This is a genomic window from Peristeroidobacter soli (genome assembly GCF_004138485.1).
Lineage (GTDB): Bacteria > Pseudomonadota > Gammaproteobacteria > Steroidobacterales > Steroidobacteraceae > Steroidobacter > Steroidobacter soli.
Window position 1 is genome coordinate 773,923 of record NZ_ML142848.1, and the last position, 20,531, is coordinate 794,453.

Consider the following 20,531-nt stretch of genomic DNA (forward strand, 5'->3'; position numbering starts at 1 on the left):
GTTGCGAAGCCCGCAACACCGGTGTCAGCGTCTCACCACCAGCGACGCATACCGCACCTTGCGCGAGAGGTGACAAATCGGCACCATGCAACGGACGGACACGCAGCTGCCAGCCACGCTCCGCAAATCCTTCCATGGAGGTTTCAATGCCCCCGACGGGGTGAGGTGATTCGTGCGTACCGTTTCCAGTATCAGCACCGCAGCTTCGATGAACGACGAAGAACTCCGGGTGCGTGCACCGACCACGCAGTTGTTGTCGCGTCGCGCTCTGCCCCCTTTCGAGACGTTGCGAGCCTTCGATGCCATTGCGCGCCTGGGCGGCGTGCGTAAGGCAGCTCAGTACTTATGTCGTGACCACGCGGTGGTCAGCCGCCATTTGCGTGCCATCGAGGACTGGACCGGCACCAAATTGATTCAACGAACCGCCGCCGGCAGCGTGTTGACCGAAGACGGCATTCGTTATCACCGCGACATCGCCAGCGCGCTCGACATCATCGCGCGCGCCACCGTCGACTTGATCAAGCGCGGCGACCATCGTTGCCTGCATATCCGTTGCATGCCGGGCTTCGCCCTGCACTGGCTATCGGGGCATCTCGGCGATTTCGAGAAGGCCAATCCAGGACTCGACGTGGAATTGCAGCCGGCCAATCGCAGCCCCGAGTTCCTTTCCGCCGATACCGACATCGAGATCCGCTTCGTCGGCTCCTACCGGGCGCCTCTGCAGGTGCCGCCGCATTTGAAGAGCATCGAGATCGCGCGCGCGCCGATCATCCCGGTCGCCAGCCGGGCCTATCTGTCCAGCGCACCGCCGGTGCGCCACCCGCGCGATTTATTGAAACATCAGCTTCTGCATGAACAGGATACGGACGGCTGGCTGCGTTGGCTCGCCGCCCATGGCGTGTCCGAAGAAGGCGAGCTGCCCGGCCCTCGCCTGTGGCAAGGGCATTTGACACTCGAAGGCGCGCGCTTCGGACGAGGGATCGCGCTGACCAATTCGCTGATTGCCGCCGACGACATCGCCGCCGGCCGGCTGGTGGACATTACCCATCAGCGTCCGGCGTTCGTCACGCAGCTGGGTATCTACCATTTCATCGCACGCGCCGATCGCTGGCAGTCGCGCGTGATCGAGAAGTTCCGCCACTGGCTCACCGCGACCATCGCCAAGGAGCACCCGGAACTGGCGCCCCCGAGCAACTAGGCGCCAGCATCTCTCTTAGCTGCCGGCGCTGAACTGGTAACGCCGATATCACCGCGCTATGCGCCGTCGGAACCGGACGTTCGGACAAAGCCTTTTCCAACAGCTGGTCGCGGCTCCATCAATGAGTGATAGCAGGCTGGCCGAGCTGGTGGCTGCACGACCATGATTCGTCTCGCGGCGTGAAGCTCGACATTCAGGGTCAGTTCGCCGGAGCTGCCGCGACCGGCGGATCCTGTCGAATGTGACTCTCCGCCAGCGCGTTCACGTCACCCAGTTTGTTGCCGGCAACTTTCGTGTTGCTCGCGAAGACCGCCGCCTGCTGATTCGCATACAGGCCATATCGTGCGTTGCCTTCCACCGTTGAGCCGGAGATGTGTGCGACCGAGCTGTCGTAGGCCGTGATCGCGCTCGAGTCGTTGCCTCGAACCAGTGCATTACGCAGGCGCAGATAAGCGGTTTCGTGCAGCCACACGCCGACGTGCCCGTCGAGCACTCGCAGGTTCGATACGTCGAGCTGCGTGTCGCCGCGGCCGCTCAAGCCCATCTTCTGGAACTTGCTGATGGTGACGTCGTCGATGCGGGCCTTGCTGTCGATGACGAAGATGCCATGGCCGTCGTAGATCTTGTCTTCCTCGATCTCGTAGTTGAAGCCGGTGATCTCGAGATGACCGATGTTCACGTCGGCATTGCGAACGACGATGGCGGACATGGGCATCTTGTCGTTGCCGGCGATCACCACGCCTCGTTCGCCGACCAGCGAGATGTCCTTGTCATCGATGACCACGAACGCACGCACCACTAAATCGCGAAACGGCACGTCAAGATAGGCGCGAGGCGTGTAGCGGCCCGCACGGAGTTGAATCGTGTCGCCGTTGTTGGCACGAGCGACCGCGTCGGGAATGCTTTGGTCGCCCTTGAAGTCGCAATCGCTCGCTGTCGCCGACGCCGGGCACACCGTCCAGGTACGCGCCTCGCGCTGTCGCGCGGCGCTTCCTTTAGCTGCGCTGGAGCCTCCGCCGCCAACGGCTCCGGCCTTGGGGGCGACAGTGCTCGCGACTGCCGTGCCGGCGGTTGTGATGCTAGCGGCTGCTGTGCCGACGACTGCGGCGCTGGCAGTTGCGATGCTAGCGGCAGCGGCGAGCGTGGCCGCAATGGCCGCCATGAGCGTGCAAACGGCTTGGAGGCCTGAGCGCTGCCGCGGCGAGCGAACGACATTGGCACCGTGACGCTGATGTTGCTCGCTGCGGGACACAGGCTCGTGGAGGTGGCAGCCGCTCCTATCGGTCATTGCTCGGCCCATGACTTCTCCCAATCGATGTTGTTCGGGGCTCGATGGGCTTCCCAGAAGAACTTGCCTCGGGGTTTGTTGTAGTTGCCAATCTCGTTCATGGTGTTCGCGTCGTACAGACGGCCGTTCACCATCGTGTAACGCACGCTGTTGCTGTTCTGGATATCTTCGAGCGGGTTCCTGTCGAGCACGATGATGTCGGCCAGCTTGCCCGGCTCCAGCGAGCCCATCTGCTTATCCAAGCCATGTGTTCGCGCGCCGTTCAACGTCGCCGTGCGCAGCACGTTCATGTTGCTCATGCCGCCTTGGGAAAGCAGCCACATCTCCCAATGCAACGACAACCCGATGACGTGCCCATGCGAGCCGGCATTCACGATCACACCCGCGTCATCGAGCTTCTTCACGGAGCGCGACACCGAACGGAACCCCACATCCCACAGCTCGTCGGCGACATTGATCGTCGTCATGCCGCGCACGTAAGGCGGCGCGTAGTGCGGCGTTGGCACCGGGCTGTAGCCGCTGGTGACCACCTGCACGAACTGACGCACCTTCGGATCTTCCCAAACGCGCTGTTTCTGATAGATGAAGTTGTCACCCAGCAGTTCGCCATTCAGCACGATCAGCGTCGGCGTGTGCGGCGTCTGGCCGTGCTTGAACAGCTGTACGACGTCGTCGTAGTAGGTCGCGACCGGCAGGTTGTGCTGTTGATTGGTGTTGCCGTCGATGACCGCAGTGAGATCGAGATAGAAATTGCTCTCGCCCTCCACGTCCACCATGACGCCCGCCTCGCGGCCCGCCTTGATCAGCATCTGCCGCTGACTGCGCATCGGCTGACGATAGCTCTTCACGATGGTGCCGCCGAGCGCCTTCTTGCGCGCCATGAAATCCTGCGCGTCCTGATAGCTGAAGATGGGCACGTAACCGCCATCGACCTTGGCGATGCGACCGAACGCGATCAGGCCCGACTCGATGGAGCGCGGACCGACCATATCGCCGGTGAGCGTCATTTCGGTCTGCGTGTAAGCCGGCAGCTCGAGGCTGTACGGGTCGTAGTTGGTGGTGACGCCGAACGCGAGATCGGCGTAACGAGCCGACTGACGCTGCGGCATCAAGCCCGAGGACGTGTAGTAACAATTGTTGATGTGACCATGCATGTCGAACAGGCCGGGCATCACCGTCTTGCCAGTCGCATCGATCACCTTCGCGCCCGACGGCACGGTCACTTGATCGGCCGCGCCAACAGCGACGATGCGATTGCCACGCACGACAACCGTGCCGCGCTCGATGACCTGATCGCCCGCCATCGTGATGAGACGTGCGTTGGTGAAGGCGATCTCGCCCGCAGGCGAGTCAACCGGCGCTTCCAGACCTGCTGCCAATCGTTGCAGCTGCGGCTTCGCGTTCGCAGGCGCATTCTCATCGATCGCGGCGGTCACGAACTGATCGCCCACCGCCCAATGCAACCGCTTCGAGTCGCCCGCCCACGTCAGCGCATAACCGCCGATATCGCTGACCTGAGTGACCGGATTCGCGCCGTCGCCCGGCGCCAGCGTCACTGGTACGCCAGTCTGGCGATAGCGGGTCACGTAGTACTGCTGACGATGACGGAACGCGATCCATTTCAGATCCGGACTGATGCGCGGCTCCGACGTGTCCGCATCGAGCGTCTTGGCATGCACGCGCCGGTCGAAGCCGTCGAGATTCACGCTCTCCAACGCAGCGATGACCGCGTGATCGATATAACTCTTGGTGGCGAAGTAGATGCGCTTACCGTCGGGCGAGAATATGGGCGCATCGCCCGGGTCGCCGGCGTAGTGAGGTTCGCCGCCATTGGCGTCGATCCAATACAAGCCGACTTTGGCTTCGCGGCCGCCGAGGCAGCGATCGCCCTCGTCGATCTTGAATACGATGCGGCTGCCATCCGGCGAGAACGACGGAGTGCGCAACACGCCAGCGGTGCTGTAGATGGTTTTGGGCGCGCCACCTTGCGAGCCGACCACCATCAAACGACTGCCGCTCTCATCATTCCAGTCGACATACGCGACTTTCCGACCGTCGTGCGAGAACGCCGGCTCGAACTCGAACGTGCCGGCACGAGTCAGACGCGTGGGCTTGGCATCGTCCTGCTTGCGCCACAATCGTCCGAGCGCGTTGAACACCACGACCCGATCGTCCGGCGAATAGGCGAGCTGACGAATCGCCTTCACCTTGATCGACTTCGGCGCCAGGTCCTGCGTGAAGCGCGGCGGCACGGTCATCTTGTGACGCGAGCGGACGCTGAACGGAATCTCCTGCGCCTGCCCCGTGTCCATGTCGACGTTCATGAGCTTGCCTTTGCCCCAGATCGCGACATGGCGGTTATCCGGGAACCAGCCGTACTGCGGGTAATAGCCGTCGATCCAGCTGTAGTCAGCCTGCTCGTCTCGATCCAGGCCTTCGTACACGGGCAGCTCCTTGCCCGAGGCGATGTCGTAAACGAATAACACCGTCTTCTCTCGCACACGGCGAACGAACGCGATGCGCTTGTCGTCCGGCGACAGCTGCGGAGCGATGGCGCTGCCGAAGCCGCGAATCAGTTGCTGTGCCTCGCCGCTCGCCAGATCCCGACGCATCACCGCCAGGTTGCTATGGTTGGCGTCGACATAGACGCGCGACTTGCTCGGCTTGGTGACCTTCTCCGTGTAGTAAACATAGCGGCCGTCACGTGAGAACTGCGGCTCGTTGACCGGCTCGTCATTGGCCGGCCCGGGGACCAGCAGTCGCCCACTGCCGCCGCGCAAGTCATAGATGCGAAGCTCGGCGCCGTGATGTTTGTCTTCGGTCGCGAACTGCAACGCGCCCGCGACGGACTTGCCGTCGCCGGTCCAGGCAGGCGTGCTCAGCAGACGAACGGTTTCTTTGGTCACTTGCCGCGCATTGGAACCATCGGCGTTGGCGATCCAGAAGTTGTCGCTGCCACCGCCGTCGCTGATGTACAGCAGTTGGCTACCATCCGGGCTGAAGCGCGGATTGCGCTGCATGGCCGCCCCACCGAACAGCAGCTTGGCTTCGCCACCGGCCGCGGGCAGCGAATAAATATCGCCCAGCAGATCGAACACGAGCGTCTTGCCGTCGGGACTGACGGTGACGCTCATCCAGGTGCCTTCGTCGACCTGGAATTCAACGTCGTAAGAGGGCTGACCGGTGTCTTCGACATTCCAATTGGACTGAGCGAACGCCGGCACCGCGAGCAGGGACGACAACAGCAGCTTGAAACAAGTATTCATGGTGTTCATCGTCCGCTCACTGCCCCGACCACGCCGAGTTCCAATCGATGCCCTTGTAGTCATCCATCTCCCAATAGAATCGAGTGCGCACTCGTGGATGGTTGCCGATCTCGTTCATGGTCGCCGAGTCGTAGAGCCGGCCGTTGAGCACGGTGTAACGGACCGAGTTGCTGTTACGAATGTCCTCCAGCGGATTGCGGTCGAGCACGATCAGGTCGGCGAGCTTGCCGACTTCGAGCGAGCCCAGCTGTTTGTCGAAACCGAGGGTCTTCGCACCGTTCAACGTTGCCGCGCGCAAGATGTGATGATTGCTCATGCCGCCTTGCGCGAGCAGCTGCATCTCCCAGTGCATCGCCAGCCCGGCGATCTCGCCGTGCGAACCGACATTGATACGCACGCCGGCGTCATCCAGCTTCTTGACGGAGCGCGACACCGAGCGGAAGCCGATATCCCACAGCTCGTCGGCCAGGTGAATGCTGGTCATGTTTCGAGCGTAAGCAGGCGCGCCGCTCGGCACCTCGAGCGCCCCGTAAGTCGCGGTGACTTCCTGCGCGAAGGCTTTCACCTTGGGATCTTCCCAAGCGCGCTCCCGCGCATAGAGGAAGTTCTCGCCGTACAGCTCGCCGAACGCAACGATCAGCGTCGGGGTGTTCGAGCTGGTGCCGTGACTCATCAGCTGAATCACGTCGTCGTAATAGTTCGCGACCGGCATGTTGTGTTCGACGTTGCTATGACCGTCGAGCACCATGGAAAGGCTGTTATAGAAATGGCCCTCGCCTTCCACGTCGACCATGATGCCGGTCTCGCGCCCCGCCTTGACCAGCATCTGCCGTTGCTGACGGCCCGGCTGCTTGTAACTCTTGATGAACATGTCGCCGAGCGCCTGCTTGCGTAGCAACGCCTTGTGCGCGTCGTCGTACTTGCGCAGCGGTACATAGTTGAAGTCGGTTTTCTTCGCGCGCCCATAGATCGGGCTGCCCGAACCGATCCAGCGCGGACCGACAGTGATGCCGGCGAGATCCGTTTCGCGCGTCTCGTAGTTCGGCAGTTCGCTCGAATAGGGATCGAAGTTGGTCGTCACACCGAACGACATCGCGGCATAGCGCGCCGCCTGCTTTTGCGGCATCACGCCGGTTCGATAACAACAGTCGATGTGACCATGCATGTCGACCAAGCCCGGCATGATGGTCTTGCCGGCGGCATCGACCACTTTCGCATCGCTGGGAACCGTGACCGAACCGCTCGCGCCGAGGGCAACGATACGATTGCCGTCGACGACCACGGTGCCCTGCTCGATCACCTCATCGCCCTTCATCGTGATGATGCGTGCGTTGGTGAACGCGAGCTTGCCCGTGGGCACATCGGCCGGCACTTTCAGATCGACCTTGGCGTACGGCTGCGGCAAAGCCGTGGAGCTAGCATCTCCGACACGCGCCCGGTACAACGAAGCGCCGAGCGTCCAGTACAGCGTCGACGAATCGCTCGACCAGGTCAGCGAATGCCCACCGAGATCGGTCAACGTCCGCACCGGCACCTCGCCGTTGCGAGCGCTGACGGTCAACGGCGCGCCGATTTCCTGAAATGGCATCACGTAGAACTGCTGCGTCTCGCGGAATGCGATCCACCGCAGATCCGGGCTGACGTGCAGATCCAGCGTATCGGCATTGAGTGTGTGTGCGTGCTCTCGCTTGTCCGTGCCATCGGCCGTCACACTGACCAGGGAGTGCAACAGCTCCCCTTTCACTTTCGATGCCTCGATGTAGTAGATGCGCTGCCCGTCCGGAGAGAACATCGGCAGATCGTCGCCCTCGACAACGAAGCGGCTCTCGCCACCGGCCGCCGGCACGATGTAGATGCCCGGATGCGTGCCATAGCCGCCCATGTTCTTGTCGGCTTCGTCGATGCGGTACACGACGCGCTTGCCATCAGGCGAGAAGGATGGATTACGAATGACGCCGCGGCTGGTCGCGATCGCGCGTCCGTTTCGGCCGGCGCTATTGGCGACCTTCAGCGTGCTGCCGCGCTCGTCGTCCCACTCGACGTAGGCGAATGAACGGCCATCGCGCGAGAACGCCGGATCGAATTCGAACCCGGTGCTCTTGGTCAACCGGGCCGGTGCCGCCGACTCCGATTGAGTCCACAGCCGATCGAGCGCGGTGAACACCAGACGCGTGCCGTCATTCGACGGCGCGAGTTGTCGCAATGATCGAACCGACACCGAGTCCGGCGCCGGGTTCTGTTCGAAATGCGGTGCTTGAACGATGCGATGCCTGGCGTGCACGCGAAACGGAATTTCGCTTGCCGTACTGGTCTGTGTGTCGACGTTGTACAGCTTGCCCTTGCCCCAGATGGCAATGTGACGATTGTCCGGAAACCAGTCGAAGCGCGGGTAATACGCGTTCTGCTGCACGAAGTCGGCGTGCAGGTCGCGATCCAGATCGTCGAACACCGGGGTTTGCGTGCGGGTCGCGACGTCATAGATGAACAGTACGGTCTTTTCCTTGACGCGCCGGATGAACGCAACCTTCTTGCCGTCGTGCGAGACTTCCGGCGTGGTGGCACTGCCCCAACCACCCATCAACTCCTCGGTCGCGCCCGATTCGAGCTCGCGCCGCTTGATGACGTAGTTGGGATTCATCGCGTTGACGTAGATATTCGGCTCGATGATCCGCTGCGTGTAGTAGACGAACTTGCCATCGGGCGTGAAGCTCGGCTCCTGCACATCGCGGCGATTGCCGGGCATCTCCACCAGCACGGCACCCTTGCCGCCGCGCATATCGAACAGCCGGATCTCCGAGGCCTTCATCAACTGGAAGGTCGAGTAGGCCTGCACGACGGCGACCGACTCGTCGTTCGGCCCCCACGTCGGTGCGCCCAGCATGTTGACGGCGTCGTGAGTGATCTGCCGCGCATTCGAGCCATCGACGTTGGAGATCCAGGCGTTGTCGTAGCCGCTCTCATCGCTCTGATACAGCAGCTTGCTGCCATCGGCGCTGAAGCTTGGGAAAATCTGCATGGCCGGTCCTCCATGGACCAGCCGTGCATCGCCACCTTTGACGGGCAACACATAGATGTCGCCGAGCAGATCGAAGGCGAGCGTCGCGCCGTCCGGGCTCACGTCGACGCTCATCCAGGTCCCTTCGTTGACAGTGAACTCGGCGTCGACATACGGCTGCCCCGTATCGTTGACGTTCCAGGTTTGCTCACCGGCCAGCGCCGCCGTGCTCAGTAACGCAAAACCGACGGCCAGCCACAGCCGCTCGAGTCGCCGCTTCTCTGTCATTCACTCGCCCCCAAAAAAATCGTGCTTCACTCAGCCTGCCTACCAGCGATAACGGAACGAGCCCCGGATCGACCGTGTCTCACCCACCGTGCACAGCACGGAGAAGCGGGTGAAGCAGGACGAGGCGTATTCCTTGTCGGCCAGGTTCTGGATATTCAACGCGACGCGCATGTTATTCCATTCGTAGTGAACCGCCGCGTCGTACAGCGTGTAGCTCGGGCTCTCCACCGTGTTCAAGTCATCCGAGAATGTCGAGGACTGATAGCGCGCGCCGAAGCCCACGCCGAGCGCATCGAGCCCGATGCTCTTGAAGTTGTAGTCCAGCCAGAGCGCCGCCTTGTGCTTGGGAATCTGCGGGAACTGTTTGCCGATCAGCTCGGGCAGCATGTTCTCCTTCTGCTCCGTGTCCAGGTAGCTGTAGCTGGCGATGTAGCTCAAGCCGTTGTCCATGGCGGTGAACGCTTCGAGCTCCACGCCGCGCGACGACGCCTTGCCGGTCTGGAACAGATTGAAGTCGTCGTCGCGATCCACGAAGTTGGTGCGTTCCAGATCGAACAGCGCCAGGGTGAACAGGCCGTTGAAGCTCTTGGGCTGATACTTCACGCCCACCTCGTACTGCCGGCCGGTTTCTGGATCGAACGGATTGCCTGCCGCATCCACGCCCGAGGACGGCAGGAACGACTCGGCGTAGCTCGCGTACGGCGCGAAGCCGCTATCGAATACGTACACCACACCGCCGCGCAGTGACAGCTCGTCGTCGGTCTGATCCTGAGTCTTGCTCTGGCTCAGTCGCGAGTAGGTGCTGCTGGTCGCACGATCGTAGCGCGCGCCCAGATTGAAGATCAGTTTCTCCTGGATCTTGATCTCATCCTGCAAATAGACGCCGAGCTGATCCAGCTCGATATCATCGTCACCCCACGGCGCCGGCCGCGTGATGTTCGCCACGCCGTACACGGGCGCGAAGATGTCGATCGGCGTCAGCGTGGCGTTGTGATGCTGACGATGCCAGGCGCTCACGTCCTGGTAGTCGACACCTGCCAGCACCTTGTGTTTTACCGCATCGGAGCCGAGTGCCACGTGCAGCTGGTTGTCGATGGTCAACCCCTCCAGCGTGCCGTAGCTGAAGGCCGCGCGACGGAACACGATACGATCGGCATCGGCCGGATTCTGACTGATGCCCATGCTGTACACGGCGATCTCGGTCAGCTTCACATCGTTGTAGCGCGTGTTCTGGAAGAAGCGCACCGAATCGTTGAATCGATGCTCGAACTGATAGCCCACCGAGAATTCGCTGCGATCGTAGTCGTCCAGCCCCGGCTCGCCGCTGAAGCGGCTGACCGGAATGCGGCCGTTCGGATTCGGCTCGAGCATGCCCAGCGCCGGCAACGACTGCGACGGCTTGGTCTTGTCCTGCTGATAGGTGCCGAGGAAGGTGAACGAAGTGTCGTCGGAGAGCCGCCAGCGCAGGGATCCGGCGAGGAACTGGCGGTCGTCCGGAACGTAATCGATCTGCGTGTCGCTCTCGCGAATCAAGCCGGTCAGCCGGCCGCTCCAGGTGCCCGCGTCATCGAACGAGCTGCCAACGTCGAACTGCGCCTGCTTGCGATCGTTGTTGCCGAACTCCAGACCCACTTCGCCGAAGGCCTGGTCCTTGGGCAGCTTGGAAACAAAGTTGATCAGACCACCGGGGCTGCCCTGACCGTAAAGCACCGACGCCGGACCGCGCGGCACTTCGACGCGCTCGGCGCCGTACGGCTCGAGGTTGTAGCTCACCGCCCAGCCTGGATTGATCAGCGCCAGCCCATCGCGAAAGATGCCGGCGGCCGCAGCCGTGAAGCCGCGCATGTTGACGCTGGTAAAGCGTGGCTCGACACCGAACGGCTCGGCATTCACGCCCGGCGTGTAACGCAAAGCTTCGGTGAGCTTGCTCGCGCCCCACGAATCCAGCAGGTCGCGCGAGATCACCGACAACGATGCCGGCGTTTCGATCGGCGGCGTATCGCTCTTGGTGCCCGAGCTGTTCACCGGCGGCACGAAGTCCTTGCCGAACACCACCACTTCCTCGACCGTCTCGCTCTGCGCTAGACAAACCATCGGCTGCGCCAGTGCAGCCAGGGTCAACAACAACGAGCCATGTGATTTTTTAATCATGATTCACTCCCCAATCTGCAATGACACAAGCGAACTATCCGCCGAGCGCTTCCACCGCACTGTTGAAGAAATCGTTGTCGGCGATGACTTCGGATCCCTTGGGCTTGGCCCGTGCGCTCAACACCACAATCACGAGCTGTCGCGTCGGATTGATATAGATGTACTGACCGAAGATGCCGCGGGCGCTGAACGCACCGTCGGCGAATGAACCGTCGCGCGCGGCGACCGGCCACCACATGTAGCCGTAGTCGAGGCGCTTGCCGGCGATGTCGCGGGGCTGAGTGGCTTCGCGCACCCAGCCTTCGGGCAACACGCGGCTCGAGCCGATCATCCCGTCGTTCAACATGAACTGACCGAAGCGCGCGTAATCGCGCAACGAAGCGTTGATGCCGCTGCCCGCGACTTCCAGGCCCTGCGGCGATTCGAGCCACCACGTGGCATCGAGCTCCATGCCGAGCGGCTGCCACAGCTTCTCGGACAGATAATCGGCGCACCAACGACCGACCGCCGCGCGAATCAGCGCGCCGACCACGTGCGTCTCACCGGTGCTGTAATTCCAGATCGTGCCGGGCTCGGCGACGCGCGGCTGCCCGGACAGGAAATTCAGAATCGTCCCCGGCTGCTGGGCAATCTGCAGATCCAGCATGACGCGACGTTCCGAGGTCGGATCGGTGTGAGTGTCGTCCCAGCGCACGCCCGACGTCATCTGTAACAAGTGACGAATCGACACGCCGCCGTAGCCGCCATTCTTCAGCTGCGGCAGATAGCGGGTCAGCGGATCGTCGACGCTGTGGATCAGGCCATCCTGAATCGCCGCGCCCACCAGCGTAGTGGCAATGGACTTTGCCATGGACATGGAAATCCAACGCGTGCGCGCGTCGTTGCCGAACTCGTAGTGCTCCAGGCAGATCTCGCCCCGATGCATTATCAACAGGCCGGCGATGCGATTGCGGGAAATGTAGTCGACCAGGTCGTAGCGGGACGCGTTGGCATGCACGGCCAGGTCTTCGATCTGGCGTTTGGCCCGAGGCAAGGGTTGGACGTGGCTGCCGCGCTTGATCAACCGGGTGGAGAACACCCAGCTGTCGTCGCGGAACAGGCGCAATTGCCGGTCGGGACGCAACTTGCCCGCATAGGCATTGCGAGCGTCTTCGTCCTCGAAGCCGTTCTCGAGTGCTTCGAGTGTCGCCGTCATCGTTGTGCTGTCACGCTGCAAGCCCGTCTCTCCCCACGCTCATCGTCGCGAGGGTTTTTATAGGCCATTCATGCGCCGGGCTGGGTTGCCTAGCGTGCGCCGGCGGTGAGACCGGGTCACCACTGCCCCCTGGCGGTGTGCTCTCAACACCACGCTGGTCGCGATATCACCCGGGGTGCCGCGCCCACCCTGCAATAATCCGCGGAAGTTCCAGGAGATCCACGAGTGGCAGCACGTCCCGAGACGAACCCGGTCGATGCATCGGCGCCGGCGATCGCCGCTCCCACTGCGACCTTCGAGGCCAGCAACGGCTATCGACACTATGTGGTGTGGCTGCTGTTCCTGGTCTACACCTGCAATTTCGTCGACCGGCAGATCCTGTCCATCGTCATCGAGCCCATCAAGCGGGAATTCGGCCTGCATGACTGGCAGCTCGGCCTGTTGAGCGGGCTGGCGTTCGCGGCGTTCTACTCGACCTTGGGCATCCCGATCGCGCGCCTCGCCGACCGGCGCAGCCGCGTGAACATCATCTCGATCTCCATCGTGATCTGGAGCGCCTTCACTGCGGTGACCGGCGTCGCGAAGAACTTCTGGCACCTGTTGATCGCGCGCATCGGCGTCGGTGTCGGCGAAGCGGGCTGCAGTCCGCCGGCCTACTCGCTCATCAGCGATTACTTCGATCAGAGCAAGCGGGCGACGGCGCTGTCGATCTATTCCATGGGCGTCTACGCCGGCGGCGCATTGGGCTTCGTCGTGGGCGGACAAATTGCGCACGTTTATGGCTGGCGCGCGGCGTTCTTCGCCGTCGGCTTGCCGGGGCTGATCGTGGCGTTGCTGGTGAAGCTGACGCTTCGCGAACCGCCTCGAGGTTTCTCGGAGCAGCGGGCCGCCACTACCCATGAACCGGTGGCGTTCAAGAAGCTCGTGACAGAACTGTGGTCGCGGCGCTCGTTCCGGCATCTATCGCTTGCGGCCGGCCTGCATTCCTTTGCCGCGTATGGCGTGAACAACTTCTATTCGCCGTTCTTCATGCGCACGCATGGCATGACGATCGCGGAATTGAGCGCTTGGCTGGCGTTCGTGGTGGCGCTCGGCGGACTGACCGGCACCTATCTCGCCGGCCGGCTATGCGACCGCTGTTACAATCGCACCGACGATCCACGCTGGTATTTGTGGATTCCAGCCGGCTCGCTGCTGTTCAACACCGCGTTCGGCCAGCTCGCGTACTCGCTCGACGATCGTTATCACGCGCTGTATGCGCTCATTCCTTTCGTCGCGATGAGCGCCGCCTATCTCGCGCCCAGCATCGCGGCGACTCATCGGCTGGTGGGATTGCACGAGCGTGCCCAGGCCAGCGCGGTGCTGTTGCTGATCCTGAACTTCATCGGCCTCGGCCTGGGGCCGATGTTCACTGGCGTGGTCAGCGACGCGATCAACAGTTATCTGGCGAGCCACGGCGTGGCCGAGCAACAGGCTCAGGCGGATGGCCTGCGTTGGGCCATCCGCGTCACCATCATGATCAACCTCTGGTCAGCGCTGCATTACTTCCTGGCGGCACGCACGCTGCGCGAAGACATCAAGGCGTCGGCGCGGGCTTGACGTCATAAACGACCACGCGCTCCCACAGGTGCTCGCAGTCGGCGACGAACTTCTTGTGGATGGGATGCACCTGGTAGGCGTTCTGGCCGGCCACGTCGTCGAAGAACAGGATTTCCGACGCGCTGTAGCTGGAGTCGACCACGCCACGCTGCTCGGTCTCGGCCGGCACGCCGATGTGAATGGCCTTGACGGTCTCGATGCCGCCCAGCGTCCGCAGGCCGGTCAGCAATCGCGCCAGGTCGTCCTTGGACTTGGGATTCTTGAGCCAGAAGAACACATGATGGACCACCGGCGGAATCGTGGCCTTGCCGGCGGTTCCGGCGTTGCCTGAGGTCGCGGCTTGCGCCGAGGCACCGACGCCCGCCAGGGCGGCAGCGGCGGTGATGACTTCTCGTCGGCTATGGGTCGTCATGCTGAGTCCTTTTGCCTGAGTTAATCCGGGCCGAGTATAAGCCGACACTGACAGGACCCCGAATGCGGCGGGCATATGAAGGTGCGGGAGCTGCCGGGCGGCGGACCCGCCAGTCCTTTATGATTCGCGCCATGGATAGCGCCACGCCCGCCCCTTCGTCGCCCGCCGAGCGCTCGTTGCCCGTGGATGCGATCCGCCAGCGCAGCCTGGTCGCGGCATTACGCGCGTTTCTGCCGGAAGACGCGGTGCTGTTTCGTGAAGAAGATACGCGCCCTTACGAGTGCGACGGCCTGACGCTGTTCCGCCAGTTGCCCATGATCGTGGCGCTGCCGGAGACCGAAGACCAGATCCGGCGCATTCTGCGGCTCTGTCACGAGCACAAGGTGCCCGTCGTCCCGCGGGGCGCCGGCACCGGCCTGTCTGGCAGCGCTCTGCCCCATCACGCGGGACTGTTGCTGTCGCTGGCGAAACTCAATCGGATCCTGTCCATCGATGCCCGCGCGCGAACGGCCACCGTTCAGCCCGGGGTGCGCAATCTCGCGATCAGCGAAGCGGCGGCACGTCATCGTCTTTATTACGCCCCCGACCCGTCGAGCCAGATCGCCTGCACCATCGGCGGCAACGTCGCCGAGAACTCCGGCGGCGTGCACTGTTTGAAGTACGGGCTGACGGTTCACAACGTCTTGCGCGTACGCGGCCTCACCAGCGATGGCGAGCCGGTGGAATTTGGGGGCCTGGCGCCGGACGCACCCGGTCTCGACTTGTTGGCGCTGGTCGTCGGTTCGGAAGGCATGCTTGCGGTAGTCACGGAAGTTACGGTGCGACTCGTGCCGGTCGCGCAGACCGCCCGATGCATCATGGCCAGCTTCGCGGACATCGGCGAAGCCGGCGATGCGGTCGCCGCGTTGATTGCCGACGGCATCATTCCTGCCGGCCTGGAGATGCTCGATCAAGCAGCGAGCCGGCTGGTCGAGCCGTTCGCCAACGCCGGTTACGATCTGGATGCGGCCGCGGTGTTGTTATGCGAGTCCGACGGCACGCCCGAAGAGGTCGCCGAAGAAATCGAACGCATGTCGGCGGTACTGCTTGCCGCGCGCGCCACGCGCATTCAAGTGTCGAACAGTGAAGCCGAACGCCTGCGCTTCTGGGCTGGACGAAAGAACGCGTTCCCCGCTGCCGGCAGAGCCTCGCCTGCTTATTACTGCATGGACGGCACGATCCCGAGGCGTCGGCTCGGCGAAGTATTGAAAGCGATTCAAGCGCTGGAGCCGAAGTACCGACTGCGCTGCCCGAACGTGTTTCATGCAGGCGATGGCAATTTACATCCGTTGATTCTGTTCGACGACGCCGATCCGGATTCGGTCGCGCGCGCAGAAGCGTTCGGTGCCGAGATCCTGGAGCTGTGTGTGCAAATGGGCGGCACGGTGACCGGCGAGCACGGCGTCGGCGTCGAGAAGCTGGATCAAATGTGCTCGCAATTCGGCCGCCCCACGCTCGATGCGTTCCTCGCCGTGAAGGGCGCGTTCGATCCGGCGGGCTTGCTGAACCCCGGCAAGGTCATTCCGACGCTGCATCGCTGCGCCGAGTATGGTCGCATGCGGGTTCACGGGGGCAAGATTCGATTCCCTGAGTTGCCGCGCTTCTGATGGATCAGGCACTGAGCCAACTGTGCGAGACCGTGCGCGCCGCATCCGAGTCGCGGACACCGCTGCTCATTCGAGCCGGTGGCACCAAGGACTTCTACGGCAACACCGCCGAGGGCACATTGCTCGATCCGCGCAGGGTCGCGGGCATTGTTGATTACGAACCCACGGAGCTCGTTGTGACGGCGCGCGCCGGCACTTCACTTTCCGAGCTGGAGCAGTTGCTTACCGAGAACGGACAGATGCTCGCCTTCGAGCCACCGCACTTCGGCGCGAACGCGACCATCGGCGGCTGCATTGCTGCCGGCTTGTCGGGCCCGCGACGCGTCTCTTTCGGCCCGACGTATGGCGGCGTTCGTGACTTCGTGCTCGGTGCCAGGCTGGTCGATGGTCGCGGCGAGTTGCTGAGCTTTGGCGGCACGGTCATGAAGAACGTCGCCGGCTACGATGTATCGCGATTGCTCGCCGGCTCGATGGGCATTCTCGGCGTGATCGCCGAAGTGTCCATCAAAGTGCTGCCGCGCCCGATCTCACATCACACGCTGTGCTTCGAAATGCCTGAAGTCGCGGCCGTGTACAAGCTCAATGAGTGGGCGGGACGACCGCTGCCCCTGTCGGCGTCGGTTTGGTACGACGGCGCGCTCTATCTGAGACTGGCCGGCGCGTCGGCGGCTGTGAGCGCCGCACGCCTTCAGCTTGGCGGCGAGGACTTCGACAACCGCCAGGCCGACGCTTTCTGGACCAGCATTCGCGAGCAGACGCATCCGTTCTTCGATGGCGACGCGCCACTGTGGCGCATCTCGGTGCCGTCGACTGCTCCTGTCCTGTCGATCGACGAACCCTCGTTGATCGAGTGGAATGGATCGCTCCGCTGGTTGCGTACGAATCGGAGCGCCGAACAGGTGCGCGAATGCGCGCGACAAGCTGGCGGCCATGCGACATTGTTTCGAGGCGGCGATCGATCGGCGGGCGCGTTCACGCCGTTGACGCCGCCGATCGCCGCCATTCATCGTCGACTGAAAACGCAGTTCGATCCCGCGAACATTTTCAATCGCGGCCGGCTGTATCCGGATCTTTGAGCAAGGCGCCATGAGAACGCAGCTCGCCGACTTCATCAAAGACGCGCCCGAAGGCAAGGAAGCCGAGGAGATCGTGCGCCGCTGCGTGCACTGTGGCTTCTGCACGGCGACCTGCCCTACCTATCAGTTGCTGGGCGACGAGTTGGACGGCCCGCGCGGGCGGATTTATCTGATGAAGCAGGTGCTCGAAGGCGTCGAGCCGACACGAAGCACGCAGGTTCATCTGGATCGATGCCTCACCTGCCGCGCCTGTGAGACGACCTGTCCTTCGGGGGTGCAGTATGGCCGGCTGCTGGATATAGGCCGCGGCATCGTCGAGCAGAAAATCGAACGGCCGTTCAGCGAACAGGTGGCGCGGTCGGCATTGAAACATGGCTTGACCAGCAAGCTGTTCGGCCCGGCCATGCGCACGGGCCAGGTCATGCGCTCGTTGCTGCCCGAATCGATTCGCGCGAAGGTTCCGGAACGACGCGATGCCGGCGCGTGGCCGCGGCGATTGCACGCTCGCAAGATGTTACTGCCGCTTGGCTGTGTGCAGCCGTCGATGTCCCCTGGGATCGACACCGCGACGGCGCGCGTGTTGGATGCGCTCGAGATCGAGGTGATCACACCGGCCGCGAACTGCTGTGGCGCCATCAAGCATCACTTAAATGACCACGATGCCGCGCTGGCCGAAATCAAAGACAACATCGACGCCTGGTGGCCGCACGTCGAGGCGGGCGTCGAAGCGATCGTGATGAACGCGTCGGGCTGTGGCGCGATGGTGAAGGAATACGCGCATCTGCTGCGCGACGATCCGCGCTATGCAGAGAAGGCCCGTCGGATCGTCGAGCTCACGAAGGATCTGGCCGAGCTGTTGCCGCCGCATGCGGCAACGCTGGCGAGCAAGGTTCGCCAGCAACCCGAACGCGTGGTGTTTCATCCACCCTGCACCCTTCAGCACGGCCAGAAAATCCGTGGCGCTGTCGAGCAACTGCTCCGCACGCTCGGCGCAGAAGTGCTGCCGCTGGCCGAGAGTCACTTATGCTGTGGTTCGGCCGGCACCTATTCCGTTTTGCAGCCGGAGCTGAGCAAACAACTGCGCGACCGCAAGCTCGAGGCGTTACAGGCTCAGCAGCCGGCGGTGATTCTCTCGGCCAATATTGGCTGCATCACCCATCTTGCGAATGGCGCGCAGGCGCCGGTGCGCCACTGGATCGAGTGGCTCGACGCCCGCCTCGCCTGATTGCTCAGCCCGCTGCCTTCAGCTCGCGGCGGCGCTTGTGCAGAATGTGCTCCGTGTAGCCGTTCGGTTGCTCGCGACCGAGGAAGATCAAATCACTCGCGGCCCTGAACGCGATACTGCCATTCAAGTTGCTGGCCATCGGCCGATACGCCGGATCGCCGGCGTTCTGCGCATCGACCACTGCAGCCATGCGCTTCAATGTCTCTTTGACACGATCTTCCGTGCACACGCCATGGAGCAGCCAGTTCGCGACATGCTGACTCGAAATGCGCAGCGTGGCGCGGTCTTCCATCAAGCCCACATCGTGAATGTCCGGCACCTTCGAACAGCCGACGCCTTGATCGATCCAACGCACCACGTAACCGAGAATGCCCTGAATGTTGTTGTCCAGCTCGCTCTGAATCTCTTCGGACGTGAAGCCCGACGCCGCGAGCGGCGAGCGCAACAGATCGTCGATGCCGGTCGCTTGGCCTGACTGAAGCTGACGCTGCAATTCATTCTGAACCGCACGCACATCCACCTGATGATAGTGAAGCGCGTGCAATGTGGCCGCCGTCGGCGACGGCACCCATGCAGTGTTCGCACCGGCGCGCGGATGACCCGCCTTCGCCGCCAGCATGCCGGCCATCTTGTCCGGCATCGCCCACATGCCTTTGCCGATCTGCGCGCGGCCGCGCAGGCCGTCGTTCAAACCGATTTCGACGTTGCGCTTCTCATAGGCGACCAGCCAAGGCTGGGTCTTGATGGCGTCCTTGCGCAGCACCGGCCCGCCCTGCATGGCGGTGTGAATCTCGTCGCCGGTGCGATCCAGGAAGCCCGTGTTGATGAACACGATGCGATGTTTGACCTTCTCGATGCAGGCACTCAGGTTCAAGCTGGTGCGACGCTCTTCGTCCATCACACCGATCTTCACCGTGTGTTGCGGCAACCCGAGCGCCTCTTCGACCCAACCAAACAAATCGTTGGCCAGCGCAGCTTCGTCCGGACCATGCATCTTCGGCTTCACGACGTACACCGAGCCGGTGCGGCTGTTACGGCCGCCGCCACGCAGGTCGTGCAAGGCGATGGCAACAGTGACCAGCGCGTCGAGCACCGTCTCGAAAATCTCCTTGCCCTCGTGCAGCACGGCGTCGGTGCGCATGTGATGACCGACGTTACGCACCAGCATCAGACTGCGGCCGGGCAATGTGAGCTCTTTGTGACCCGGCGCGGTGTAGACGCGGTCCGTGTTGAGCTGGCGGGTCGTCGTGCCCTTGCCCTTCGCGAAGGTCGCTTGCAGATCGCCTTTCATCAGGCCGAGCCAATTGCTGTAAACGGCGACTTTTTCTTCCGCATCGACAGCGGCAACCGAATCCTCGCAGTCTTGAATGGTCGTGATCGCGGACTCCAGCACCACATCCGACACGCCAGCCGCGTCCGTCGCACCGATCGGATGTTTGCGATCGATACAGATTTCCACATGCAGGCCGTGATGACGCAGCAGGATGCCTTGCGGCTCGGCGCCACTGCCGCGCCAGCCTTCGAGCGTCGCAGGAACAGCCAGTGTCGCGCGCGATCCGTCCTTGAGCGTCACGACCAACTTATCGCTTTCGATGGCGTACTTGGTCGCATCTTCGTGCTTGCCGTGCGTGAGCGCGGCGACGTCATCCAGAAGCTTGCGCGCATACGCGATGACTTTCGCGCCACGCTCAGCGCTGTAGGGCGAGCCGGCGGGCAATGGCGCTTCCAACGCGTCGGTGCCATAGAGTGCATCGTAGAGACTGCCCCAGCGCGCATTCGCCGCGTTCAATGCATAGCGAGCGTTGCTCAAGGGCACGACGAGCTGCGGCCCGGCGAGATGCGCAATCTCCTTGTCGACGTGCTCGGTGTCGACCTGAAACGCGGCGGGCTCGGGAACGAGGTAACCGATGGATTCGAGGAACTGGCGCTGCCTGGCTACGTCGACGGGTTGACCACGCTGCTGTTGCCACCAGCCATCGATGCGCGCCTGCAGATCGTCACGTTTGGCCAGCAGCGGCTCGTTACGAGCCGAGAATTCTCCGACAATACGTTCCAGGCTGTTCCAGAACGCCGGTTCCTGCACCCCGGTCCCGGCCAGGGCCCGCTTGACGAAATCGTGCAGCACCGGCGCGATCTCCAGGGACCCCACTTTCACTCTTGCGCTCATCGTTATGTCACTCACAGCTTCCGAC

Annotated in this window: 12 protein-coding genes; 5 read left to right on the top strand and 7 right to left on the bottom strand. The window is 62.9% G+C overall.

The features are described 5' to 3' along the window. The first annotated feature begins 208 nt into the window (after nt 1-208). Nucleotides 209-1,198, top strand: coding sequence for a LysR substrate-binding domain-containing protein (locus EKO19_RS03010; RefSeq protein WP_129774919.1), 990 nt, complete (start codon nt 209-211; stop codon nt 1,196-1,198). A 199-nt stretch (nt 1,199-1,397) separates the two neighbouring features. Here the strand turns inward: EKO19_RS03010 and EKO19_RS03015 are convergent, their stop codons facing one another. The 5 genes from EKO19_RS03015 to EKO19_RS03035 form a co-directional block, all read right to left on the bottom strand. Next, nucleotides 1,398-2,360 carry a right-handed parallel beta-helix repeat-containing protein gene (locus tag EKO19_RS03015; RefSeq protein WP_157995100.1) on the bottom strand — a complete coding sequence of 321 codons (963 nt, stop codon included), beginning with the start codon at nt 2,358-2,360 and terminating at the stop codon, nt 1,398-1,400. Nucleotides 2,361-2,482: 122 nt separating this feature from the next. Continuing rightward, nucleotides 2,483-5,761 carry an amidohydrolase family protein gene (locus tag EKO19_RS03020; RefSeq protein ID WP_175596942.1) on the bottom strand — a complete coding sequence of 1,093 codons (3,279 nt, stop codon included), beginning with the start codon at nt 5,759-5,761 and terminating at the stop codon, nt 2,483-2,485. A 7-nt stretch (nt 5,762-5,768) separates the two neighbouring features. Continuing rightward, a complete protein-coding gene (locus tag EKO19_RS03025) occupies nt 5,769-9,035 on the bottom strand; it encodes an amidohydrolase family protein (RefSeq protein ID WP_129774922.1) in 3,267 nt (1,088 codons plus the stop codon). A gap of 39 nt (nt 9,036-9,074) precedes the next feature. Further along, a complete protein-coding gene (locus tag EKO19_RS03030) occupies nt 9,075-11,186 on the bottom strand; it encodes a TonB-dependent siderophore receptor (protein ID WP_129774923.1) in 2,112 nt (703 codons plus the stop codon). A gap of 34 nt (nt 11,187-11,220) precedes the next feature. Continuing rightward, complete coding sequence (locus EKO19_RS03035; protein ID WP_129774924.1) at nt 11,221-12,381, bottom strand: serine hydrolase domain-containing protein; 1,161 nt, start codon at nt 12,379-12,381, stop codon at nt 11,221-11,223. 225 nt (nt 12,382-12,606) lie between these two features. Here EKO19_RS03035 and EKO19_RS03040 point away from each other — a divergent pair, with 225 nt between their 5' ends. Next, a complete protein-coding gene (locus EKO19_RS03040; RefSeq protein WP_129774925.1) occupies nt 12,607-13,980 on the top strand; it encodes a spinster family MFS transporter in 1,374 nt (457 codons plus the stop codon). Here the strand turns inward: EKO19_RS03040 and EKO19_RS03045 are convergent. Next, nucleotides 13,958-14,392 (bottom strand): Dabb family protein, encoded by a 435-nt coding sequence (locus EKO19_RS03045; RefSeq protein WP_129774926.1) that lies wholly within the window; start codon nt 14,390-14,392, stop codon nt 13,958-13,960. The genes EKO19_RS03040 and EKO19_RS03045 overlap by 23 nt on opposite strands. A 131-nt stretch (nt 14,393-14,523) precedes the next feature. Here EKO19_RS03045 and EKO19_RS03050 point away from each other — a divergent pair, with 131 nt between their 5' ends. The 3 genes from EKO19_RS03050 to glcF are packed head-to-tail and all read left to right on the top strand — an operon-like array spanning nt 14,524 to nt 18,339. Continuing rightward, the gene (locus tag EKO19_RS03050; protein ID WP_129774927.1) at nt 14,524-16,038 is read left to right on the top strand and encodes an FAD-linked oxidase C-terminal domain-containing protein; all 1,515 of its coding nucleotides are present in this window, start codon (nt 14,524-14,526) and stop codon (nt 16,036-16,038) included. Further along, nucleotides 16,038-17,114 carry a glycolate oxidase subunit GlcE gene (gene glcE / locus EKO19_RS03055; protein WP_129774928.1) on the top strand — a complete coding sequence of 359 codons (1,077 nt, stop codon included), beginning with the start codon at nt 16,038-16,040 and terminating at the stop codon, nt 17,112-17,114. The genes EKO19_RS03050 and glcE overlap by 1 nt, the downstream gene beginning before the upstream one ends. Nucleotides 17,115-17,124: 10 nt before the next feature. Continuing rightward, the gene (gene glcF, locus EKO19_RS03060) at nt 17,125-18,339 is read left to right on the top strand and encodes a glycolate oxidase subunit GlcF (protein WP_129774929.1); all 1,215 of its coding nucleotides are present in this window, start codon (nt 17,125-17,127) and stop codon (nt 18,337-18,339) included. Between the two features lie 4 nt (nt 18,340-18,343). Here the strand turns inward: glcF and EKO19_RS03065 are convergent, their stop codons facing one another. Then, on the bottom strand, nt 18,344-20,506 hold the full coding sequence (locus EKO19_RS03065) for a malate synthase G (RefSeq protein WP_129774930.1): 2,163 nt from the start codon (nt 20,504-20,506) through the stop codon (nt 18,344-18,346). Nucleotides 20,507-20,531: the final 25 nt, after the last annotated feature.

Coding starts and splice junctions, on each gene's coding strand:
- glcE (WP_129774928.1), top strand. CDS start 16,038: ATGGATCAGGCACTGAGCCAACTGTGCGAGACCGTGCGCGCCGCATCC.
- EKO19_RS03050 (WP_129774927.1), top strand. CDS start 14,524: ATGGATAGCGCCACGCCCGCCCCTTCGTCGCCCGCCGAGCGCTCGTTG.
- EKO19_RS03025 (WP_129774922.1), bottom strand. CDS start 9,035: ATGACAGAGAAGCGGCGACTCGAGCGGCTGTGGCTGGCCGTCGGTTTT.
- EKO19_RS03065 (WP_129774930.1), bottom strand. CDS start 20,506: ATGAGCGCAAGAGTGAAAGTGGGGTCCCTGGAGATCGCGCCGGTGCTG.
- EKO19_RS03015 (WP_157995100.1), bottom strand. CDS start 2,360: ATGGCGGCCATTGCGGCCACGCTCGCCGCTGCCGCTAGCATCGCAACT.
- EKO19_RS03045 (WP_129774926.1), bottom strand. CDS start 14,392: ATGACGACCCATAGCCGACGAGAAGTCATCACCGCCGCTGCCGCCCTG.
- EKO19_RS03030 (WP_129774923.1), bottom strand. CDS start 11,186: ATGATTAAAAAATCACATGGCTCGTTGTTGTTGACCCTGGCTGCACTG.
- EKO19_RS03010 (WP_129774919.1), top strand. CDS start 209: ATGAACGACGAAGAACTCCGGGTGCGTGCACCGACCACGCAGTTGTTG.
- glcF (WP_129774929.1), top strand. CDS start 17,125: ATGAGAACGCAGCTCGCCGACTTCATCAAAGACGCGCCCGAAGGCAAG.
- EKO19_RS03035 (WP_129774924.1), bottom strand. CDS start 12,381: ATGACGGCGACACTCGAAGCACTCGAGAACGGCTTCGAGGACGAAGAC.
- EKO19_RS03020 (WP_175596942.1), bottom strand. CDS start 5,761: ATGAACACCATGAATACTTGTTTCAAGCTGCTGTTGTCGTCCCTGCTC.